Raw genomic sequence first — 18,908 nt, 5'->3', positions numbered from 1 at the left:
CCCCATCGTCGCCTCCTGTCGTCAAAATTAGGACCCAAGGCATCCAGAAATCTGGAGGCTATGCAATCCTTAATCAAAACGATGGCCTAGTGCACAGCGATTGCGACATTTCCGGTCGCATCCCCCCCACCTCAAAGGCTAGGTGGCCGACAAGGGCCACGAGCAAAGCTGCAAGGAGGATCAGCATGATGCGGGCCTTCATTGCCGCTGCACTTGCCGCCTGCTGCGCCTCTCGGCGTGAAGCATCCAGTGCTTCCAGCAACTGATTATCGCGTTGGGCTGCGGTAGTCTCCGATCGGTGGGCGGCCTTTGCGATTTCCTTGAGTGCTTTATCAAGTACTTCCAGATTCGCAGCATTCGTTTTTACGGTCCGGCTAACCTTCTTGATGTTTTCATCGACCGAACTCAGTTCATTGGCGAAATCCTCCAACTTATCGCCGCTAAGCTTTGCTTTACTCGATAGCTCACTCAGTGTTTTCAGAACTGGCTCAAACGGTGCTGCCAGAACACGATCCAGAAGCGCCGACAGTTCCTGCTCTTTCCTTCCGATCGCGTCAGACGAATTGCCGAACTGGGTTGCTTCAAAAGGCGGCATCAAGGTTTCATTTGTCGTCATTGTTTCTTCGCACCATTAATTCGCGTCCAAACGCTTTCGCGGGATTCTCTCAGCATCGAGGCCATGACCAAGTGCTCGAAGGCCGTTGCCGGATCCGCAGCCTTCATCACCTCAGCATAGGCCGTTTCGACTGCTCTCTCGTATTCGTCTGCCAGCAACTGAGTAAACTGCCGGCTCAATGCCGCTTCCTCCCGGATGGTACGCTCGGCTTCATCGCGCTCGGTCTGACAATCTTGTAGCTGCACCTGAAGGCGGCCCAGCATTATGCTGTCGCTTTCACGCCTTTGACTTGTATAGATTTTTTTCATTTCGAGGCGCCCGACATCGTCCTGCATCGTTCTCCTTGCTGCTTCGATTTCGGCTTTGATATTCTTTGTTATGTGAGCAGCTATATTGCCGATAAATTGGATATACGCGGCAGTCAGTTTAGCGAAATCCTCTTCGTATGACCGATTACGAACATAATACTTGGTCCAATACCCACCGAGCGTGCTGCGCACTTCTGAAAAAGCCGAATCAGCAGCCTTAGCGACATTCGCAATTGCGAGGCGACCTGCAGATTCCTGGGCCTGCCTCCAGGATGTCATCGACAGGCCGTCAGGCGGTTCAGCGGTGTGGGCCGCTTTTGCGATTTGTCGACGCAAGTTGTCCTCCGCCTCCCCAAGCATACTCAACAAGAAGTCGGTGTTGCGGTCTGGGCCTTTCACCTGGAGCGCCTGCTGCTCCATTTGTGACCACCACCATTCCATCACAATCTTATGAAGTCCGTTGCCAGCGTCCATTGCACCTTTGTTAATTGCTCTCTCAGTCAGCGCTTCAAGGTTCGCTCGCTGGAAACTCAGACTGTCGCGTTGCTCCTCAAGCGCCTTCTCCAATTGTCCGATCGCGCGCTCGCGCGCTCTGACGGCCTGCTGTTTTTTATCTAGCCGCTCTCTGATTTCCTCAAGACGACGCGAATGAACAGCCGTAACGAGGACGTGCGCATCCAGCGCGCCTTCGAGGCGCCCGATTGGCGTGCTGGCTGCCGCAATGTCCTCACGCAAGCGCTGCATGAGACCATCCATCATCTCCGTCATTTCCGAACTGTGAAGATCGCAGGCCCCTTTCCAGGATTCCCCGAACTCAAGGGGGAAATATAGTTCAGGTGTCTGCGCCGGCGGCTCCAGTGGGCGGAATTTCTGAATCTCGCCGATAAGGCGCTCGCGATATTTGCCGACATCGCCCACGCAGTCATGCTCCCGACCGAATTCCCGAACACTGGCAGGGGTAAAGGAGTATGTGGTTACTACTCGAAAGCGGCGAGGAGTGATCTGCCAATCCGAAACTCCCGGCAATGCCAACTGGTCAGGCAGGAGGAAAGTGAGGTCGTCTGCGCGCCCGACCAGCAGGACGAGATCCGCATTCGGTACAAGGCGTTCGGCCACACGCGCGACGAAGCGTCGCTCCGCACCGTTAGCAGCATCCATACCTGGCAGGTCGAGTACGCGCGTTCCGCGAACGTCCGAAGCTGCAGTCTCGAAATAGCGCGCCGGAATGTCCACCCTGCACAATGAACCATCCGCGCACGCAACATTGGCCTCCATGGCCGCTCGAACTTTCTCGAAGTTCTCGCGAGCGTCACCGTCCGACACACAAAGCCACGACTGGCCGCCCCAGCTAATCCGCCAGCAGTCATCGCGGGCCTGGCGGTATTCGGTCGGAAGCGCCGTCGAGGAGTTACCCGACTTGCGCCCTCCCCGTAAAACGTTCGACACTAGGTCGATCGCATCTGCCCGCACCCTCAGAAGATGCAGGATCAGCGTGCTCTTGCCAACCTGAGTGCGACCGAAGACAACCGTATAGGTTTCCTTTCGTTGCGCTCCCATATGACGGCGGACTTCCGGCGACAGCCGTGCTGCAAACTTGTCATAAGCATCGAAAGCCCACTTGAGTGACACCTCCGAAAGCAGTCGATCGGCATCCTGATCCGGCATCACTTCAGCCTACATCGGCAAACTGCAAACGCAGTGACGACGTTCCGTGTTCAGGGTCCTCCAGGCTCTCGGAAAACTCTTCGCGTAGTTGCTGGGCGACAGCGATGGCGTGAACAATTCTGTCCTTCCTCGCGAGGCTATCGGCGATCCGGTAACGTCTGCGCAACGCATGCTCCAGATTCTCGCGCATGCTCGCCATCATCTCATCGTAGCTCGCCATGTATTGCTGGAGGCGGAATTCGCCTGCTCGTTGCAGCATACCCAAAGCGCTGGCTCGGTTGGCACGATCGTGCGCACGTACTTCCTGCAACATGCTTACCGTGAGGTAGCCGGCAGCGACGATCGCAGTACCGGCCAAGAAAACCGGATTGGTGAGAAGTGCGGCAGCAGCCTTGCCGGCCAAACCAATTGTCGCCGCATTTGCAACTCCTGACATCTGGTCGGACTCGGAAGTGCTAGTATTGGAGATAGTCTCTCCTGTTGCGGCCTCTCCTGTTGCGGCCTCTCCTGTTGTGGCCTCTCCTGCCTGATCACTAAGTTCGGCGATGTCCGCCGCGAGGATCGTCGCCGCAATCGTACGCATGAGGCTACGCGCATTGCTTATGGTTTCTTCGCCATTCTTGAGTGCGAAACCCAACGGATCGAATATCCACGGATCTTCGGTAGCCGCCGGCATTGGTGTGCCTATTGCGGTGTTGGCAGCACGAGCCCATTCAAGCGTGAGGGCAGGCAGGATCTTGACCGCCTCATCGAGGCCCACCAGCGGTTTGCCGACATCGTCACTCTTCTCAGCAGAAAATAGCGTGACGAGCGCGTGGACGGGCGAGCTCTCCTTTTCGAGGCTCCCGCCGCCCGCCCAAGGTATCAACTCTACTTCTGAATTTCCGGTAGAGAGCTTGCCCAGCAGGAGCCGACTGGAGGTCTTAACGCCATCCGATCTTGAAGGAGCGAGGACTTTCTCAATAAGACCCGTCAGTGCCTGCACCACCATCGGTGCCAATCGCCCAGCTTGTTCGTCGGCCTTAGCCACGGCGCTTTTGAGCTTAATCAAGCGTTCCGTTTCTGTATCAAAGAAGCTGCGTGCGTGGCTTTTCACTCCCTCAAAATTTTCAATCAGTTGCGCTTCAATCTTTGCCTTAGCTGCCCCGGTATGCGCGTCCACCGACTTCTGAATCGCACTGCTGTATTGAGGGCGCAGCCTATCATTCGCCTCATCGAACTTCTCAAGCATGTCTCTCGCGAAATCGACCTGCGCATTCACCCCTTCAGGGTCTGCAAGGACAATCCGCAATTGCCGGTTTACGCCCGCAAGTGCGCGCTTGAGATCCTGACGTACAAGCGTAGCCAGCGTGGAGTGCCAGATGTTGCGCGTGCCGCCGCCGGATTCCACCACGAACTGTTCGATCTTCTCCTTCAAAGCCTCCCGCCAAGCACGATTGTAGACAGCGTCATCGGCGAGGCCAACGCACTGAACACGCCTGCCCGGAACCCCAAAGGCTTCGGCGGCACGCACCTCAAGGTCGGCGAGCCGTTCCGCATCATTGCGGATGCTTTCGGTTTTGGAGATGACTACGACCGGCGCGATGTTCCCCAAAGCGGTACCGATGGCATCGCGCGCTAGGTCGCTCTGATCGCGCGCAAGGCGCGTTTCGTCGGTTACCACGATTGCGCCGCTCGCCCCGGCCAGTGCCGCCCGCATAGTTTTCTGCCAGACCTCGTTGTCGCGGGTGCTCGCTTCGTAGCCGGGCAGAAGTAACCAGCCCTTGTAATCACCCAGCCTCAGCTTGCCGGGCAAACGGAGCTCAACGAGCAATTCATTCGCATCTGTTTCGCTACACGCCCGCCGGAATAACTCCTGCGCCTCGACGACCGAGCGCCTTCCATCAAGTAGCGAAACACGCGCAACATGGCGCCGATCGCCATCTTGCTCCAGCCTCCAGACGAACCCTTCGGCCGCAGCATCCGGCGCCCCTTCGGTGACAAGGATCGGGTAAGTCTCGCCACGTCCCTCGTTGGGCTTGAGCCAGTCTGCATCCGCCCCTTCCAGCTCGTACAGCGACTTAATGAGCGTCGTCTTGCCCGCCCCCTGCGTGCCGGCGATCGCCAACAACGAATACTGCCCCAGAGTCTGACACAGCAGCAAGCGACGCATGATCGGGCGGAGGACTTGCTCGACCGTTTCCCCTTCATCGTTGATCGGCCCCTCGATGACGGCATCAGATGCGGTCAGGATATTGACTAAGGCCTGATTGAGACGGGGTAGCAGTAGTTCCGCAGCGGACACTTCATTCTCCTGAAGTCGGTAAAAATCGTGGTTGTTGAAAGGAAAAGCGCAGCTCACACGAACCCGAACTTTTCCCGGTGCCGCGCCAGTTGGGCGCGATGGGCAGCCTCCAGGTGGAGGCGCGGCGCGGTGGCTAGGCCGAGTGTCTGCACCGCCGCCACGCTGAGGTCCGGTTTTGCCAGCACGGTGCCGTCGTCCGCAAAACTGACGAGGCCATCATCGAAGGCGGCATCCCAGTGGGCGCACAGTAGCAATCCGTTGAACACATCGAGCCGGTCCGCATCGCTGGCGCATTCGGCCCAAGGGACGATGTGGCTTGCGCGTAGCAGCGCCCGATCGGTAACACCGGTAAGCGGACAGCCGCCCCAATAGTCGATCAGCGCGGCACGGAAGAAGCCCTGCCCCACGCGCTGGCGCACGATTCGGTCAACTTCGGTATCGCCTAACCCGGCGACTTCGGCCTCGAACTGGGTGAATGGAAAGGTCGGCAAGCTGCGCGCGAGGTGAAATGCGCGGCTGAGCGCACGGCGCATGTCCTCCTGCCGCGCGAAAGCAAAAGCGCCCTTGCACGGGTTCGGCGCAGGCCCCGCCACTGCCTCGGGCCATTCGGAGGCGAGGACTTGCGCCACGCCTGCGTGCTCTACCGCGAGGAACCATGGCGCGCCGTCGTCACCTGCCCCGCAGGCTAGCGCCACTTCACCGGGCACGCCTTCGTCCGAGCGGAACCACAGCCACCCGTCCGCCACCCCGTTCGCGCGGCGATAACCATGGTTCCACGCGGCTTGTTCCAGTTCGGTGCGCAAGATCGGGTGTGGGGTGGGGCGGCGCAGGGTTGTGGAGGTCATGGCTCCACGCGTTCGCGGCAGAGCTTCATGGCCTCGCTGGCGAAGTCCCGAAGCTTGTCGACGGCGATTGCCGGCTCAAGGGGCACCTCGCCGGGAGGCGACCAGACGACCTCGTCCCCCTTTTCCCAATCAACGGGGAAATCCTTCTTTCCAAGCCATCGCTTGCTGCCCGCCCACAAACCAATGCCGATCTGGGCTCCGAATTCTCCATCCAGATAGATCAACCTTTCAAGCGTGAAGGCACCAACTTTCACGCTCGTTCCCATGCAGCCGCGATCCCATACCTTCAGCGGATCTACCCCATCAAGCGGTTGCTGCTTCGCCCCACTAGGCAGGCTCACCTCGGACCACGTTGCCTGCCAGATCTCCCACAACAGCCCCGCATAATCGAACTGGAGCTGCCGTGCAGCCGCCATCGCGCGATAATAGCCCGGCAAGTCAGTCCACGGCAGATCGGCAGGCACCGGCTTCTGCTTGCGGCCCAGAACAAGATCGACCGCATTCTCGACCGTCGGATTGGAGTAGTATGCGAGGACACTCTCCGGTGTGTTGATTATCATTTAGCCCCCATATGCCTGAAGCCAGACGGTTCGCCGGAACCGCGCGTAGTCATTGCAATCCGCCCCTGCGGGCATTTCGGCATCAAGCTGGCGCAGGAAAGTCCACCAAGAAGCTGAATGCCAGCTATCAACGAAGTTGCGGTGCTCAAGCGACACGGGATCGCGCGCGACCACAAGAAGCGCTGATCTAGACTTTTGCCACTTGCGCACGTGCAAAACGTGATCTTCCGCGCCTTCCAACTGATCCGTCAGATCATGGCCGAACTTGGCTTCGATAGCAGTGCCGAACCGGCCGGAGGGTCCATCGAGCTGAATGAGCAGGTCGACGCGCGCCTCCTCGGCGACCGCTTCAGCCGTGAAGCCTTGAAGGTCCGCTGGTGGCGGTTGCAATCGTTGGCAGATCATCGCGGCGCGCACGAAGGCAAGACAGCGCTGCTGTTGTCGCTTGAGCGAACCCTCCATCAGAAAATGTGCGAAGCCCCCAGTGATCTGCGGCTCGTGGAAGGACGCCCATGCGTGGGGCAAGACCGCAAGGCAGCTGGCTACCCCGGCCACTCCGAAATGTTTAGCAATGCCTTCGGCATGCCAGCGCCAAGGGCAAAGCGGCATATCTTGCAACCCTTTCCTCAACGCCGCCTCCGCTTCGCGTGCTGACCTGCCGACCAGCTCGAGATCGCACGCATCGAACGCGCGACCTGGCCAATCGATCAAGGCGCGCCAAGCGTCGTTTCGCATCACCGATAGCCCTCCAGACGCGGGCGCAGGCCTTGTGCGGTCAGTTCATCGTAGGCGGCGAGGACGAGGCGGCGGGTGCGGTACTCGCCGTACTTGCGCTCCTCGTTGTTCTTGAGGACGCGGAATGTCTCGCTGGGGTAGTCCTCTCCCATGACGTCGGCGGGATCGAGGACGTAGCGCAGCTCGTCGCGGGTCAGGCCATAGGCGAGCGCATACCAGGCATCTAGCTCCGCCTGCAGCTGCGCGCGGCGCTCCTCGTCCCACGCGAACGGCACGCCTTCATAGCCCAGATCGCGCGCGAAAGGGGCCATGGAATGGCTGGTGTAAGTCAGCTCCAGCACGCGCGGGAGGATGAAGGCGAGGTCGGTTTCGGAGTAGGCTGATGGGGGGAGGATTGGGAGTTGCTTCGCTATAAATTGCGCGAGAGTTAGATATGAAATTTTGGTTCGGCATATATAGTCCAATACAATCGCATTGGCATTAGAAAGCAATGCAGCAACTTTAGATTTAGAGCATGCACTAAATAGCAGTATTGATTTATGCCCAACCCCTGAAAATGGAAACACCGACATCACCATAGTACGCGTTGTCGTTGCGGTTGTTGCCTCTCCATACCCCATGAGATAGCGATCGGAGGGCGCTCGTTCACGGACCGCCGTTAGTGGCACCCAATAGTATGGCTCTGCTTCGCGCTCAGGGTCCGCCAGTATCTCAGGCCGCAACTCCGGTAAAACGCGATGTCCCCTTTCACCCGATCGGGTAGAATAATCGGCGTACCGGTGGTTATACTGGTCAAACATCTTGGCCTCATAAAGCGGCACATAGCGCCCCCCCCCCTTCGCGCACCCAGTCGGTGCCGGCGCATAGGTAGCCTTCTGCTGCCAGCTGCGCGGCGGTACGGAAGAGGCCGCTGTCACTGGTCATATTGAAGAGCCCCTGCCGGAACTCCAGCCCCCACGAATTGCCGCTTTCGCCGCCTTCATCGATCAGTATCGGCACGCGGTTGTAAATGCTAGCAGCGAGGTCCGCGTCCTGGCGGGAACGGAAGACCGGAGCGGTTTTCGTATTCGGATTTATCCGGGCGATCTCGGCAGGCGCGAGCGCAAAGCGACGGCGCTCATCTTCCAGCTGTACGGGTTCCGTGAGAAAAAAGGCGAAGTCTGCCGTCACCACGCCCGAGCCTATGGTAAGAAGGCAGAACTTGAAACTGCGATGGACGCCGGGGAACAACGGCGCGCTGTTCTCAAAGTCAGTCAGTGCCGCCAGTCGTTGGCCACTCACCAGATGGCCGAAGAACGGTGCGGTCGTAGCATCGGTGGCGATGCCGGTGGGAACGATCACACCTGCTCTGCCGCCTTCCCTGGTCAAGTTAAGGAAGTGCTCGGCAAACAGCGCATACGTATTGACCTTGCCTCGCGCGGTCAGGTCAAAGCGGCCACCGGCGCGGGCAAAATCGTTTATAGCCTCGAACCGGCGTTTATCACGCGCGTACTCGGTGAAAATCTCCGGGTGCGTTCCGGCCAGCGCGGCGATGGCCTTTTTGCGAGCGGCTCCTTTCATCTCGGCAATGTCGGGAACACGGCTTTCAAAGTATTCCTGCTCGCCAAGCTGAACAACCTCCCACGGCGGATTACCCAGCACCACATCAAAGCCACCGTTCCCAATCATCACGTCCGGGAAGGCGAGCGGCCAATGCAGCAGGCGGGCGGCTTCGGCGACGTCCAGTGTCGCGGCCTCTAGTGGGCCGTAGACCTGCCCGCCACCGAGGCGCTTGCGCACGTCCGCCGTCGTCGGGACTATCCCGGCACCGTGACTGCCGGGCACGGCGGTCTTGGGCAGCAGGAAGGCGGCGATGTAGAGGTCGCAGGCAACGCGCGTGGCCCAGCGCGCCGGGTCGTTGCGCCAGGCAAGGTAGGCCTCGCGCTTTTTCTCCACCTGCGCGACGGTATCCTCGGGCATCTTGCGGATCGCGCCCAGGTTCGCCGCCAGCTTCGCCGGTGGCATCGAGCCGCCGCCGCCCGCGAAGTCCAGCGTGCCCTGCCCGGCCTTCGCATCGCGGTTGGCCTTGAGGTAGTATTTCGCCGCCTCCTTGCTGTCTCCCGTTAGCGGCTTGTATGCTTCATCGGGGATGCCGAGCTCCAGTGCGTCGAGGTCGAACACGCCCAGTAGCGCGTCGCCGCAACGGATGTTGCCATCGAGGAAGCCGAGCGGCTTGCCGGGGGAAACGCTCTCGATCCACAGCGCCACCTTGGCCAGTTCGACCGCCATTGGGTTGCGGTCCACGCCGTAGATGCAGCGGCTGACGACATCGCGCAGCGCGGCCTGCGTCTCAGCCTTGCCGGCATCCTCGTTGCGCAGGCGCGCCACGCGGTCGGCCATGCGGCGGGCGGCGCCGAGCAGGAAGTGGCCCGATCCGCAGGCCGGGTCGATCACCTTGAGGTCGAGGATCGCGGCGACCTTGGCCTCAGGCGTGGCAGCCTCGTCCTCAGCCTTCTGCAGAACCGGGTTGAGTGCGCTGTTGAGCAACGTCTCCACAAGGCTGTCGGGCGTGTAGTAGCTGCCGCTGGTCTTGCGGGCATTGCCGCGCGCGTTATCGTCGAGGGTGAAGGCATCGCTGGCGGTAAGCTGCGGAGTGATCTCCAGCAGGCCTTCGTAAACGCTGCCCAGTTCCTCAGCCTTGAGGTCTCGCCAGTTGATGCGGTGCGTGGCGCCACCGCGCATGATGAAGCCTAGATGGTGAAGCGCAGTCAGGAAGCGGCGGTTGCTGATCCGAGCGCCGTTCATCAGCGGCGTCGCGCCCGCCGCGAAAAGGCCGCCGAGCGCGGGGAGGCCGAGCAGCTCCTGCCCGTGCTCCAGGCTGCGCAGGGTGATCTTCATCGCCTCCCACGCGTCGTGGTGGGTGTCGCGCGCCACTCGACGGCGGGCGCGTTCACGCCAGAAGCCGAAAGAGTAGCTATCGCGGTAGAGCGCCCGCGCCTCTTGCGCCACGCGGCCGGGATGCAGCAGGTCGCGGTCCTCGGCAACGGCGAGGAAGATCAGGCGATAGGCTGTGCGCAGCAGTTCCTCGAAGAACGCGGTGAGCGTGGCGTGGTCGGCCAGCTTTTCGCGCAAGTCCGGGTTAGACTCGACAGCGCCCTGGCCCAGTTCGGACAACGCCTCGCGCACGTTCTTGTACAGGTCGGCGCGGGCAGTTTCGCCCTGCTTAAGGCCTTCGGCACGCCACTCTTCCAGCGCGCAGTCGGACGGCGGCGCGCCTGCCGCACCGAAGCGGGTGGCGTGGGTGAGCAGCCACCAAGCGGTGAAGTCGACGATCATCTCGCTCGCGAAGATCGCGCCGAGATCCGCCTCGATCCACGCAGGGCGCGTGAGGCTGGCGTTGTCGCGCATCAGCCGCACCTTATCGCCAGCAAAAACGAGGCCCCAAAGCGCATGGTCGGCGCCGTTAAGCCAGTCCTGCAACAGCGAGACGGGGCTGCGCTTGACGCGACTGCCGCCTACGCCATCGCCAAATTCGGGAGCGGAAAGGTTGAACGCCTCTCGCTCCTCAGCCGGTGCGGCGACGACGATGGGGATGCGTCCCTGCTTCGCCTCGCGCGCAAGGCGATAGCGGCGGTTGCCGTCGGCATGCTCGACCGGGCCAGTCAGTTCGTCAAAACCGAAGCACTGCGTCAACAGGTCGTGCGCGAACTGGACGGTGTGTGCGACAGTCTTGTGCTCGATCCTGTCGTAATCGGACCAAAGCGCCTGGCCGATGCGGAAGTAACGCGCGACCTCGTCATTCAGGCTGGTACCGCGCGGGCAGTCGTAGCTGGCGGCGAGCTTGGGGGTAGCGGGCGCCCCGACGATCTTCTGCACCTGCTCGGGTGCGATCAAACCGCCTTCGATGGTGACGGCGTCGAGGCCGAGTTCGGCGGCACGGGACAGGCGATTGGCAATCCGGGCCATCAGTTCGCCTCCGGCACGAGGACATAAAGGCCGATGACGTCGGCAGGCAGGACGGGCTCAACTTCAGTAGTGGCGCCTTCGCCACGGGTTGCGGCCTTCACGCGGTCGTGATCCTCGGAAAGTTGTCGGGCGCGCGCCTCAGCGTAAGCGGCGATGGCAGGCTGGTAACCCGCGATGCGGGTAAGGGCAGTGTCGATCTGGCGGGTGATGGCGGTGGGCTCGATATTGCCGCTCGCCTCCTGTTCCAGCAGCGCAAGGGCGTCAGCGCCCAGCACGAAGGCATCAGCGGCGCCCGGGGCGAAGGCGAGCGCGGTGGCCTCCTCGGCCAGCAGGGTCCGGCGGCCGCTGGTGGTCAGCTTGAAGCGCAGGCGCAGGAGCAGGACAGTGGTAAGCGTGTCCACTCCATGCGTGCGCCAGGCCCCGGCGCGGCCAAGCGGCGCCAGCCCCTCGACCGAAGCGGGGTCGAGCGCGCCTTCGGCCATCGCCTCGGCCAGCAGCGCGACAAGCGGATGCGTCCGGCCAACATGGGCGACTTCAGGCGGCAGGCTATCCGCGAAACCGATCAGGCGGGTGCCGGTGAGGCGGCGAGCAGCAAGCCGCTCCCGCAGTTGCAAGGGCATGTCGGAATAATGAACGCGCCAGCCTGTACCCTGCTCGCCCAGCGGCTTGTCGATGCGCAGGAGCGCCCGGCGGGTGAAACGACCGACTTCCTCCGGCCCGCCCAGAAGCGCGCGCAGGCGATGCCATTCGGGCAATACTTCTTCGGGCTTGAGCGCGGACTGGGCATAGCGCGTCTGACTGCGGCGGGCGTCATCCTCGGCGTTCTTCCACTGGTCGTCGAGCTTCTTCTCAGCATCGCCAAAGTCGAACATCCCCTGCGCACGCGGCCTGCTGGAATGCAGCAGCATCGCCTGCATCAACGCGTTGGAGACGCTGGCGGAATCCTCAGGCACCGGCACGACGACGCCAGTTTCCTTCTGGATGCGCTCCATCTTGTCCTTAATGACCTTGATGACGGCACCGTCGATGATCGAATTCTCACCGAACATCATTAGCGACCAAACTTCCTCTGCCTTTTGGCCGAAGCGATCGACGCGCCCGTCGCGCTGCTGGTGACGCGTGGGGTTCCAGTTGAGGTCGTAATGAACCACAGCGTTGAACAGCGACTGCAGGTTGATGCCCTCTGACAGGCAATCGGTGGCGACCAGGATGCGCTCGGGGTGGTCCTCCAGCGCTTCCACGCGAGCGCGGCGCTCGTCCGGGGTGAGTCGACCAGTGACGACTTCGACCTTGTGCTTCTTAAACTGCGCCTGCAGCGCCGCGCCGACGGCTTCGGCGGTGTTGATGAAGCGGCAGAAGATCACCGGCTGCGCGCCTTTCTCCTTCATCAAGTAGGTGACCCATCGGGTCAGCTCCCGCAGCTTGGGATCCTTGGCGAAGTTCGCGACCAACCCTTCTGCCTTGACAATCAAGCTCCGCAGTTCGGCGGCTTCCTCGCCATCGAGCGCGGTGGCGGGCTCGAGGTCGGTGTCAGCGAAGTCGCTTTCGTCGCTGTCAAAAATAATGGGTTCGAGCGCGTCCGCCTCAGCCATACCTCCAAGCCGGTTGCGCAATGCGCTGAGCGCGGCGGCGGGCGACGAACCGACGCAGCGCATCAACGCCAGCGTGCCCCAGAACACCAGACGGCGCGCCTTCTCACCATTGACCCGATTGGCCACGCCCACGCAATATTCCAGCACGTCCTCTTGGAAGTTCAGGAAATCTCCGGTCAGCGCATAAGGCGCGTCCTTCTTCATCGGCGTGGCGAAAGCGCGGGCCTCACCCCACTTATCAGCAATATCGGGACGGCGGCGCTGAACGAAGTGCTGAGCAAGGCGTCGGCGATAGCGCTCGACCGCGTTGACATCAGGCGCGTCGGGGCCACCGGAAAGGTCGGGATGGAGTAGGCTGAGCAGGCGTGCATAGGCGTCTTGATTGCCGCTGTGCGGAGTTGCCGTAAGCAGCAGAAGGTGCCGTCCGGCCTTCTCCGCCAACGTCTCCAGCAGGGCGAAGCGCTGATGCGTGCCCTTCTCGTTCCCCCCGACGCAGGTGTGCGCCTCATCGACGATGACGAATTCAGGACAGGTCTGCGCAAAGCTCGCGCGGCGGCTGTCAGCCTTGATGTAATCAAGGCTGACGACGGTGAAGGGGTGGACCGCGAAGATCGTGTCGCCCGGCGCAAGTCCGCGCTCCAACGAGCGGGCGCGGGCCGAGGTGACCGCGACAGCATCGATGTCGAACTTCTCCGCCAGTTCGCCTACCCACTGGTCGACTAGGTGCGGCGGGCACAGCACGGTAAAACGGTCGATCTCGCTGCGGTCGAGCATTTCGCGCAGGATCATCCCCGCCTCGATAGTCTTACCGATGCCCACGTCGTCGGCAATCAGTAGGCGTTTGATGTCGAGACGCATCGCCATGAGCAACGGCACCAACTGATAGGCCCGCGGCTCGACGCCGAGATGCGCGGCGCTGCGGAACGGCCCTGCCCCGCGCCGCAGCGACAGGCGCAAGGCGTCAGCCAGCATCCGCGCCGCGTCCTGTGTGTCGAGCTGGTCGGAGCGCGGCGGCGCAAATGTTGCAGGCTGGACCGGGATAGCCTCAAGCGCGGTGGCGATGACGATGGCGTCCTCTTCCGAACCCGACAGTGGGCGCACCCGCATCAGCCCCTCGCCCGGCTTGCCCAGCACGATCCACTCGCGGTCGCGGGCCTTGACGAGATCGCCGGTCTGGAATTGACCGGTCTGAGAGGGGGCGTTCATGCGGGCACTCCAAGCGCTGCCGCCAGCGCGGGCGGCAAGGTTTCGCCGGGCAGTTCCGGCAATTCGATGAGTTCGCGCCCGATCGCCTCACAACGCGCGATGAGTTCGGGCGGCGACGTTCCGGCAACCGCCATGACCATGTGGTCTGGCCAACATAGCGGCCAGGTGGTGCCGGCAATCGCCTCGGCCTTTGGCGCAGGCGCCTGCCAGCGAGCCAAAGCGACTAACCACGGGCTGTCTCCGGGTTCAGGCGCATCAGCAGAGCGGTCGCGCCCGCACCGCGCCATGCGTTCAATGACATCGCGCACGACCTTGTCCTCGCGGTCAATCATCTCGTGGTCGGGCTGGTTGTAGTAGGATAGCAGGCAGCGATAGCACCCGGCTACACAAGCGTCGTCGTCGTCGTGAAGATGGCCATCCTCAGCCCGCTTCAGGTGCATGAGGTCCAGCGCGACTTCCGCAATCCGCTGCCAGCGTTCCGGCCCGTCCATCAGCCGCTTGAGTACGCCCGCGCCGCCCTCGGTCGCCTCGTAGAGCAGGATCGTCTTGCGATCCTCCCGCGTAGGCAGTGGCTCGCCAAGCAGTTCGCCTGTTTCCAGCACATGCTCGGCCTCGATGGCGCGGATCAGCGCGTGCTGCAGCGTCGCCATTTGCGCAGTGGAAAGGCCCAGCCCATGATCAAAGCGAATTAGTAGGGCGTTCTTGGTGTCTTCCACCACCGGGACGATCGACTGACGGCGAGCAGCCTTGGGATCGTCTTCGCCGCCGTCGTCGTCAGCCTCGGCATCCTTCAGCCAGCGACCGGTCAGCGTGTCGATGTCGAAGCCCGTATGCGCCTTTTCTTTGCGCCGCCGCAGGCCGAGATTGACACGCGAGAGCTTCGTCTGCGGGCCATAGCACAGCGCCGCCAGCGGACTTTCGTCAGCCTTGAGCAGCAGGTCTTCCTGGCGTCGGGGATCCCATTCGAAGATCGTGCGCAAATCGAAGCCGCGCCGCTGGCGATCCTCATCGTTGGCCGTGATCCGCGCGCTAGGGACGGCATCGACGTTCTCAATCCGATAGAGCTTGGCTAGGCGTCCTTCGTCGGTCAGTGGATCCTTGCAGACCATACAGCGTTCCTGCGTCTCGCTTTCGTGAGCAGCCCCGCACGATTGGCAGCACTTCATCGTCCGGGTGACGAGCGTGTTGTCCTCGTTGCGGGATCCGGCAGGCAACTTCGCGCGGTTGCACCGGTAGGCCTTGCCCTCGTGGTAAACGAGGCTGTTCGGCCCGAACTCAGCGATCGCCAGGAAGCGCGGCCGCTGGAGCACCGTCGAGGACTTATCTGCATCGACGAAAGCATAGAGCGGGAGGCGCGGGAAGTTGTAACCCGGCAGAAAGCCCTCGGTCGCCAAGTAGCGGTAGACATAGAAATCCGAGCTTTGCGAGGACACCCCGCTTGCCAGCAATTCCACCTGCTTGTCCGCACCGATGTAGCGCGCCCGGGCCTCACGGCGTTCCTGCGCGCTGAGGCCAGTGCGCTGGCCAACGCGATGCGCCTCGTCGCGGTCCTGGCAGGCGGAGCGATAGAGTTCGCGCCATCGGCGGAACGCCGCGTCGAACGCAGCCGCGCTCTTGCACCACAAGTCCGCAACGAAGGCTCCCGGATCGCCGATCTGCGGTGCACCTTCTGTAGGCAGGGCTGAGGCAACGATCCTCGCCGCCCGCGCCTCGCAAGCCGAATCAGCAGTCGCCACAGCAAAGGCTCCCAGCGTCGCGGTCTTCACCGGCAACCCTTCCGCCTCCATGTCGAGATTGTCGGGGATCGACTTGCCCAGCGATTCCTTCGCCGCCGCCAGCCATTCAGCATGGACGTGCGCGGACAGCAGGTCTGCATTGACGAGGTCGATTGCAGGCGCCTTGACGATACCAGCGACGAGATCGATCCGCCTTTCGAAATAGTACTGATCGTGCGGGCTCTGCGCCGCGCAATAGGTCACGACGAGCGCCGCTTGCCCACTACGTCCGGCGCGACCGGCACGCTGGGCGTAGTTGGCCGGGGTCGGCGGAGCATTGCGCAGATAGACGACATTGAGCTGCGAGATGTCGACGCCCAGCTCCATCGTCGGCGAACAGTAGAGAAGCGGTAGGAAATCGCGCTTCTCGTTGATGACACGCGCTTCGCCCGCCATCTCCGCCATGCGGGCCTTGTCGTTGGCGCCGAAGCGGAAACGGCATTCGCGCAGTTCGCGCAGCAGCGCATCGACCTGCGCGGTATGCTCACGCGCCTCGAAGGCCATCGGCAGATCGCCGGGGGTGCCAAGACGTGCGGCCACGTCGGCATAGAGGCCCGTGAAAAAAGCGTTACCCTTGCCGTTATCAGGCTCTCCTCCGCCCGGTTTCAGCCTCACCGCGCCAGGCGCAAGCCGCCAGCCAGCCAGTTGCCCGACCGAGAACTGGCGCACCATCTGATGCTTCGCCGCCGCCGCCAGCATCGCCTCAAGCAAGGGTTCGCGGTCGGCAAGGGGTATGTCCATCCCCGCCAGCTTCACCAGCCTGCGCGCCAATCCGCTGCGAGCCGAGACGCGCACCACGCGGTCGTACTTGCCCGCCTGCAACCCGACCACCAGCGTAGTGAGGAAATTGAGATCCTTGTACTGCTCCTCGGCGCTGATCGCCCAGGGATCCTTGAGCACGCTGCGCGACTTTTCGCTAACCTGGAGGAGTTCGGTCTGATCGAGCGCATCCACCGCCACCGCCAGCCCCTGCCGCATCGTGTCGAACACGTCGCGGAACATCATCCGCCGCGTCTCTGCCGGGATCGCGGCAAGCAATGCAAAGCCCCGACGCTGCACATCGGTCAGACTTTCCTGGTCCTTGCCGCCGCAGCTTTCCTCATCTTCCGCCAGCATCGCCACGCCGGGATAGTCGACACGCATCAGATCGAGCTGGTCGAGGTTCGGATTGGTGAAGCGCCAGCCCCTCCGCAAGTCGTTCCACAACCGATGCGCGAGCACGCGATTGATCGTCGCCTTGGCCTCTTCTAATGCGGCGAACCCCTTGGGGTTGGCATCGAGCATCCAAGCGGAACGGCGGGCCTTGTCGTCCGGATCGAAGCCCAGCGCGCGGCGCAGCGCATCACCGAATTGCTCGTGACCTAGACCTTCCTCGCCAGCGGTCCGCACCGCACGCAGCATCGCTCCGCGCAGTAGGGTGACGAAGATGAAGTCGTTGAAATGGCCCGACTGCAACGCCGCGTCCTGCCGGTTATCTGTGAAGCCTAGCAGCTTGCGCCGCGCCTTTTCGGCCGGAACCTGGCCGCGCTCCATCCAGTCGAGCGCGGTGGCGGTGATCAGCGTCGTGGCCGAACTACGGCCTTCGGCTGAAAGGCCGGCCAGCTTATTGATATCGCGCGCCTGTGGGGGAGGCTGGTTACGGCAATGCGGACAGAAACGGAACTTACCCGGAAAGAACCAAGCGCGTACCCCGTCCATGTCACTCCGGCCATTTGCACCGAGCAGCATCATGCGGCCCTCATGCTTGCCTCGATGACTGGACTTGAGACGCGGATCGCCGGATTTGGAGAGTTCGAGCCAGTCGTCGGGATAATCCTCAGGGTCCCCCGCAAAGATTAACGCCCCATCGGCATCAGGCACCAAGAAGCCGTGCTGCCATCCCTCGCTGTCGAGACCGTCGCGTGCGGTCTGGTCGATCGGGCGGGCAACCACCGTGCCTTCATCGTCGATCGAGACCGAATGCACTTCGTGTCCGCATTCACGGCAGAAGAACATAGGGTAGAGGCGGGCATGGCGATCTTCGCGGTCGTACTTCTCGGCGGCCAGCGCCACGCGACGAATGCCGGCAGGCTGCAAGGTGGCATGGGCATGGCCGGCGCCCGACAAGAAACGATGCAGCTTGAACGCCATGAACGCTTGGTCTCGCGCGTCCTTGCATTCGCTCATCGCGACCAGGCGTGTAGCCAACGCTGCGCGGCAAGGCGCGGGATCGAGGGAGATTTCCCCGGCCAGCTTTTTCGCCGCATCGGTCAGCGTCTGCGGCCTCCGACGGCGGCGCGCCTCCTCCTCGACCAGACCGATGTTCATCTCGATCCACACCGCGAGTGGGTCGCGACGGAACGCCTCGAAATCGACGGGTGCTGGTTCGGGCCTGACGACCGCCGCCCTGAGCGCATCGACCCGCGCCACACCCTGCGTGCAGCGCGACAAGCTTTCGGTTATGACATCATCCTCATGGACCGGGCTGCCGAACAGCGTCGTGCCGACTCTTGCTACCGCCTTGCGACCCGCATCCTCGTCGCCCGAGGCCATCGTCGCCGAAGTGCCGATGCACAGCATGTCCCTGGCACCCAGACGCTCGCGCACACGGCGCACCAGCATGGCGACGTCCGCGCCCTGCCGACCGCGATAGGTGTGCAACTCATCGAGCACGAGGAACTCCAGCCCCTCCATGTTGGCGACGACATCCTGGTCGAGCCCGTCCTGCCGGGTCATCAGCAGTTCGAGCATCATAAAGTTGGTCAGGATGATGTCGGGCTTCGCCGCCGCGATGCGTTTGCGTTCGCTGTCGCTTTCCTGCCCGGTGTAGCGCTCGAAAGTAGGCTTCAGGTGGGGATCGATGCCGCAGGCTTCGATGAACTTTTCCAGTTCCTCGCGCTGCGAATTGGCCAGCGCGTTCATCGGATAGATCACAATGGCGCGCGTACGCTGCGCCTCACCCGCGCGTCGGGCCTTAAGGATGCGGTCGATGATTGGCACGAAGAAGCACAGCGACTTGCCCGAGCCAGTGCCAGTGGTGACGATATAATTGCGTCCCTGCAACGCTTTCGACAGCGACTGGTCCTGATGCCGGTGCAGGCTGATCGGAGTGCGCCCCTCGCCAAAGCTGAAGACCTTCGGCAAGTCCGGGTCAATGATACCCTCAGACGCGAGGTCTGCCAGTGCGCGGCCCGGCTCGAAATGTGGGTTTACCCCGATCAATGGTTCGGGCCAAAACTTCTTGCTCTCGTATATCTGATCGATCTGAGTGCGGATGTCCTCGGCGCGGATCGTCGTGAACGAGCGCGCGAACCCTTCGTAGCGGCCGACGAGATCGGCATCGAGTTCGAAGACGTTCATGACTGCTGTTCCTTATTCGATCGCTGCACACGATGCGC

General features: G+C 62.3%; 10 protein-coding genes. All 10 read right to left on the bottom strand.

Translation table 11 applies throughout. The annotated features are described in order from the left end of the window. Positions 1–73 precede the first annotated feature (73 nt). The 10 genes from WBP06_RS18475 to WBP06_RS18430 all read right to left on the bottom strand — a co-directional run bounded on the left by WBP06_RS18475 (position 74) and on the right by WBP06_RS18430 (position 18,870). The gene (locus WBP06_RS18475) at positions 74–616 is read right to left on the bottom strand and encodes a hypothetical protein (protein ID WP_395334299.1); all 543 of its coding nucleotides are present in this window, start codon (positions 614–616) and stop codon (positions 74–76) included. After that, the gene (locus tag WBP06_RS18470; protein ID WP_395334297.1) at positions 613–2,589 is read right to left on the bottom strand and encodes a hypothetical protein; all 1,977 of its coding nucleotides are present in this window, start codon (positions 2,587–2,589) and stop codon (positions 613–615) included. The genes WBP06_RS18475 and WBP06_RS18470 overlap by 4 nt, the downstream gene beginning before the upstream one ends. A gap of 4 nt (positions 2,590–2,593) precedes the next feature. Next, positions 2,594–4,930, bottom strand: coding sequence for a hypothetical protein (locus WBP06_RS18465; protein ID WP_395334294.1), 2,337 nt, complete (start codon positions 4,928–4,930; stop codon positions 2,594–2,596). Next, positions 4,927–5,718: an HNH endonuclease gene (locus WBP06_RS18460; protein ID WP_395334292.1), complete on the bottom strand. Its 792-nt coding sequence runs from the start codon at positions 5,716–5,718 to the stop codon at positions 4,927–4,929. Before WBP06_RS18460 ends, WBP06_RS18465 begins: the two co-directional genes overlap by 4 nt. After that, positions 5,715–6,278, bottom strand: a complete 564-nt coding sequence (locus WBP06_RS18455; RefSeq protein ID WP_395334290.1) for a hypothetical protein — start codon at positions 6,276–6,278, stop codon at positions 5,715–5,717. The genes WBP06_RS18460 and WBP06_RS18455 overlap by 4 nt, the downstream gene beginning before the upstream one ends. Continuing rightward, the gene (locus tag WBP06_RS18450; protein ID WP_395334288.1) at positions 6,279–7,013 is read right to left on the bottom strand and encodes a hypothetical protein; all 735 of its coding nucleotides are present in this window, start codon (positions 7,011–7,013) and stop codon (positions 6,279–6,281) included. Continuing rightward, positions 7,013–7,354, bottom strand: a complete 342-nt coding sequence (locus tag WBP06_RS18445; protein ID WP_395334286.1) for a hypothetical protein — start codon at positions 7,352–7,354, stop codon at positions 7,013–7,015. The genes WBP06_RS18450 and WBP06_RS18445 overlap by 1 nt, the downstream gene beginning before the upstream one ends. A 466-nt stretch (positions 7,355–7,820) precedes the next feature. Continuing rightward, positions 7,821–10,958 carry an Eco57I restriction-modification methylase domain-containing protein gene (locus WBP06_RS18440; protein WP_395334283.1) on the bottom strand — a complete coding sequence of 1,046 codons (3,138 nt, stop codon included), beginning with the start codon at positions 10,956–10,958 and terminating at the stop codon, positions 7,821–7,823. After that, positions 10,958–13,756, bottom strand: coding sequence for a DEAD/DEAH box helicase (locus WBP06_RS18435; RefSeq protein WP_395334280.1), 2,799 nt, complete (start codon positions 13,754–13,756; stop codon positions 10,958–10,960). Before WBP06_RS18435 ends, WBP06_RS18440 begins: the two co-directional genes overlap by 1 nt. Continuing rightward, positions 13,753–18,870, bottom strand: a complete 5,118-nt coding sequence (locus WBP06_RS18430) for a DEAD/DEAH box helicase (protein ID WP_395334278.1) — start codon at positions 18,868–18,870, stop codon at positions 13,753–13,755. The genes WBP06_RS18435 and WBP06_RS18430 overlap by 4 nt, the downstream gene beginning before the upstream one ends. Positions 18,871–18,908: the final 38 nt, after the last annotated feature.

Origin of the sequence: Novosphingobium mississippiense, from assembly GCF_044029535.1 — a bacterium.
Taxonomy (GTDB): domain Bacteria; phylum Pseudomonadota; class Alphaproteobacteria; order Sphingomonadales; family Sphingomonadaceae; genus Novosphingobium.
The sequence above is the reverse complement of the archived record's forward strand: the minus strand, read 5'-3'. Positions and strand labels throughout refer to the sequence as shown.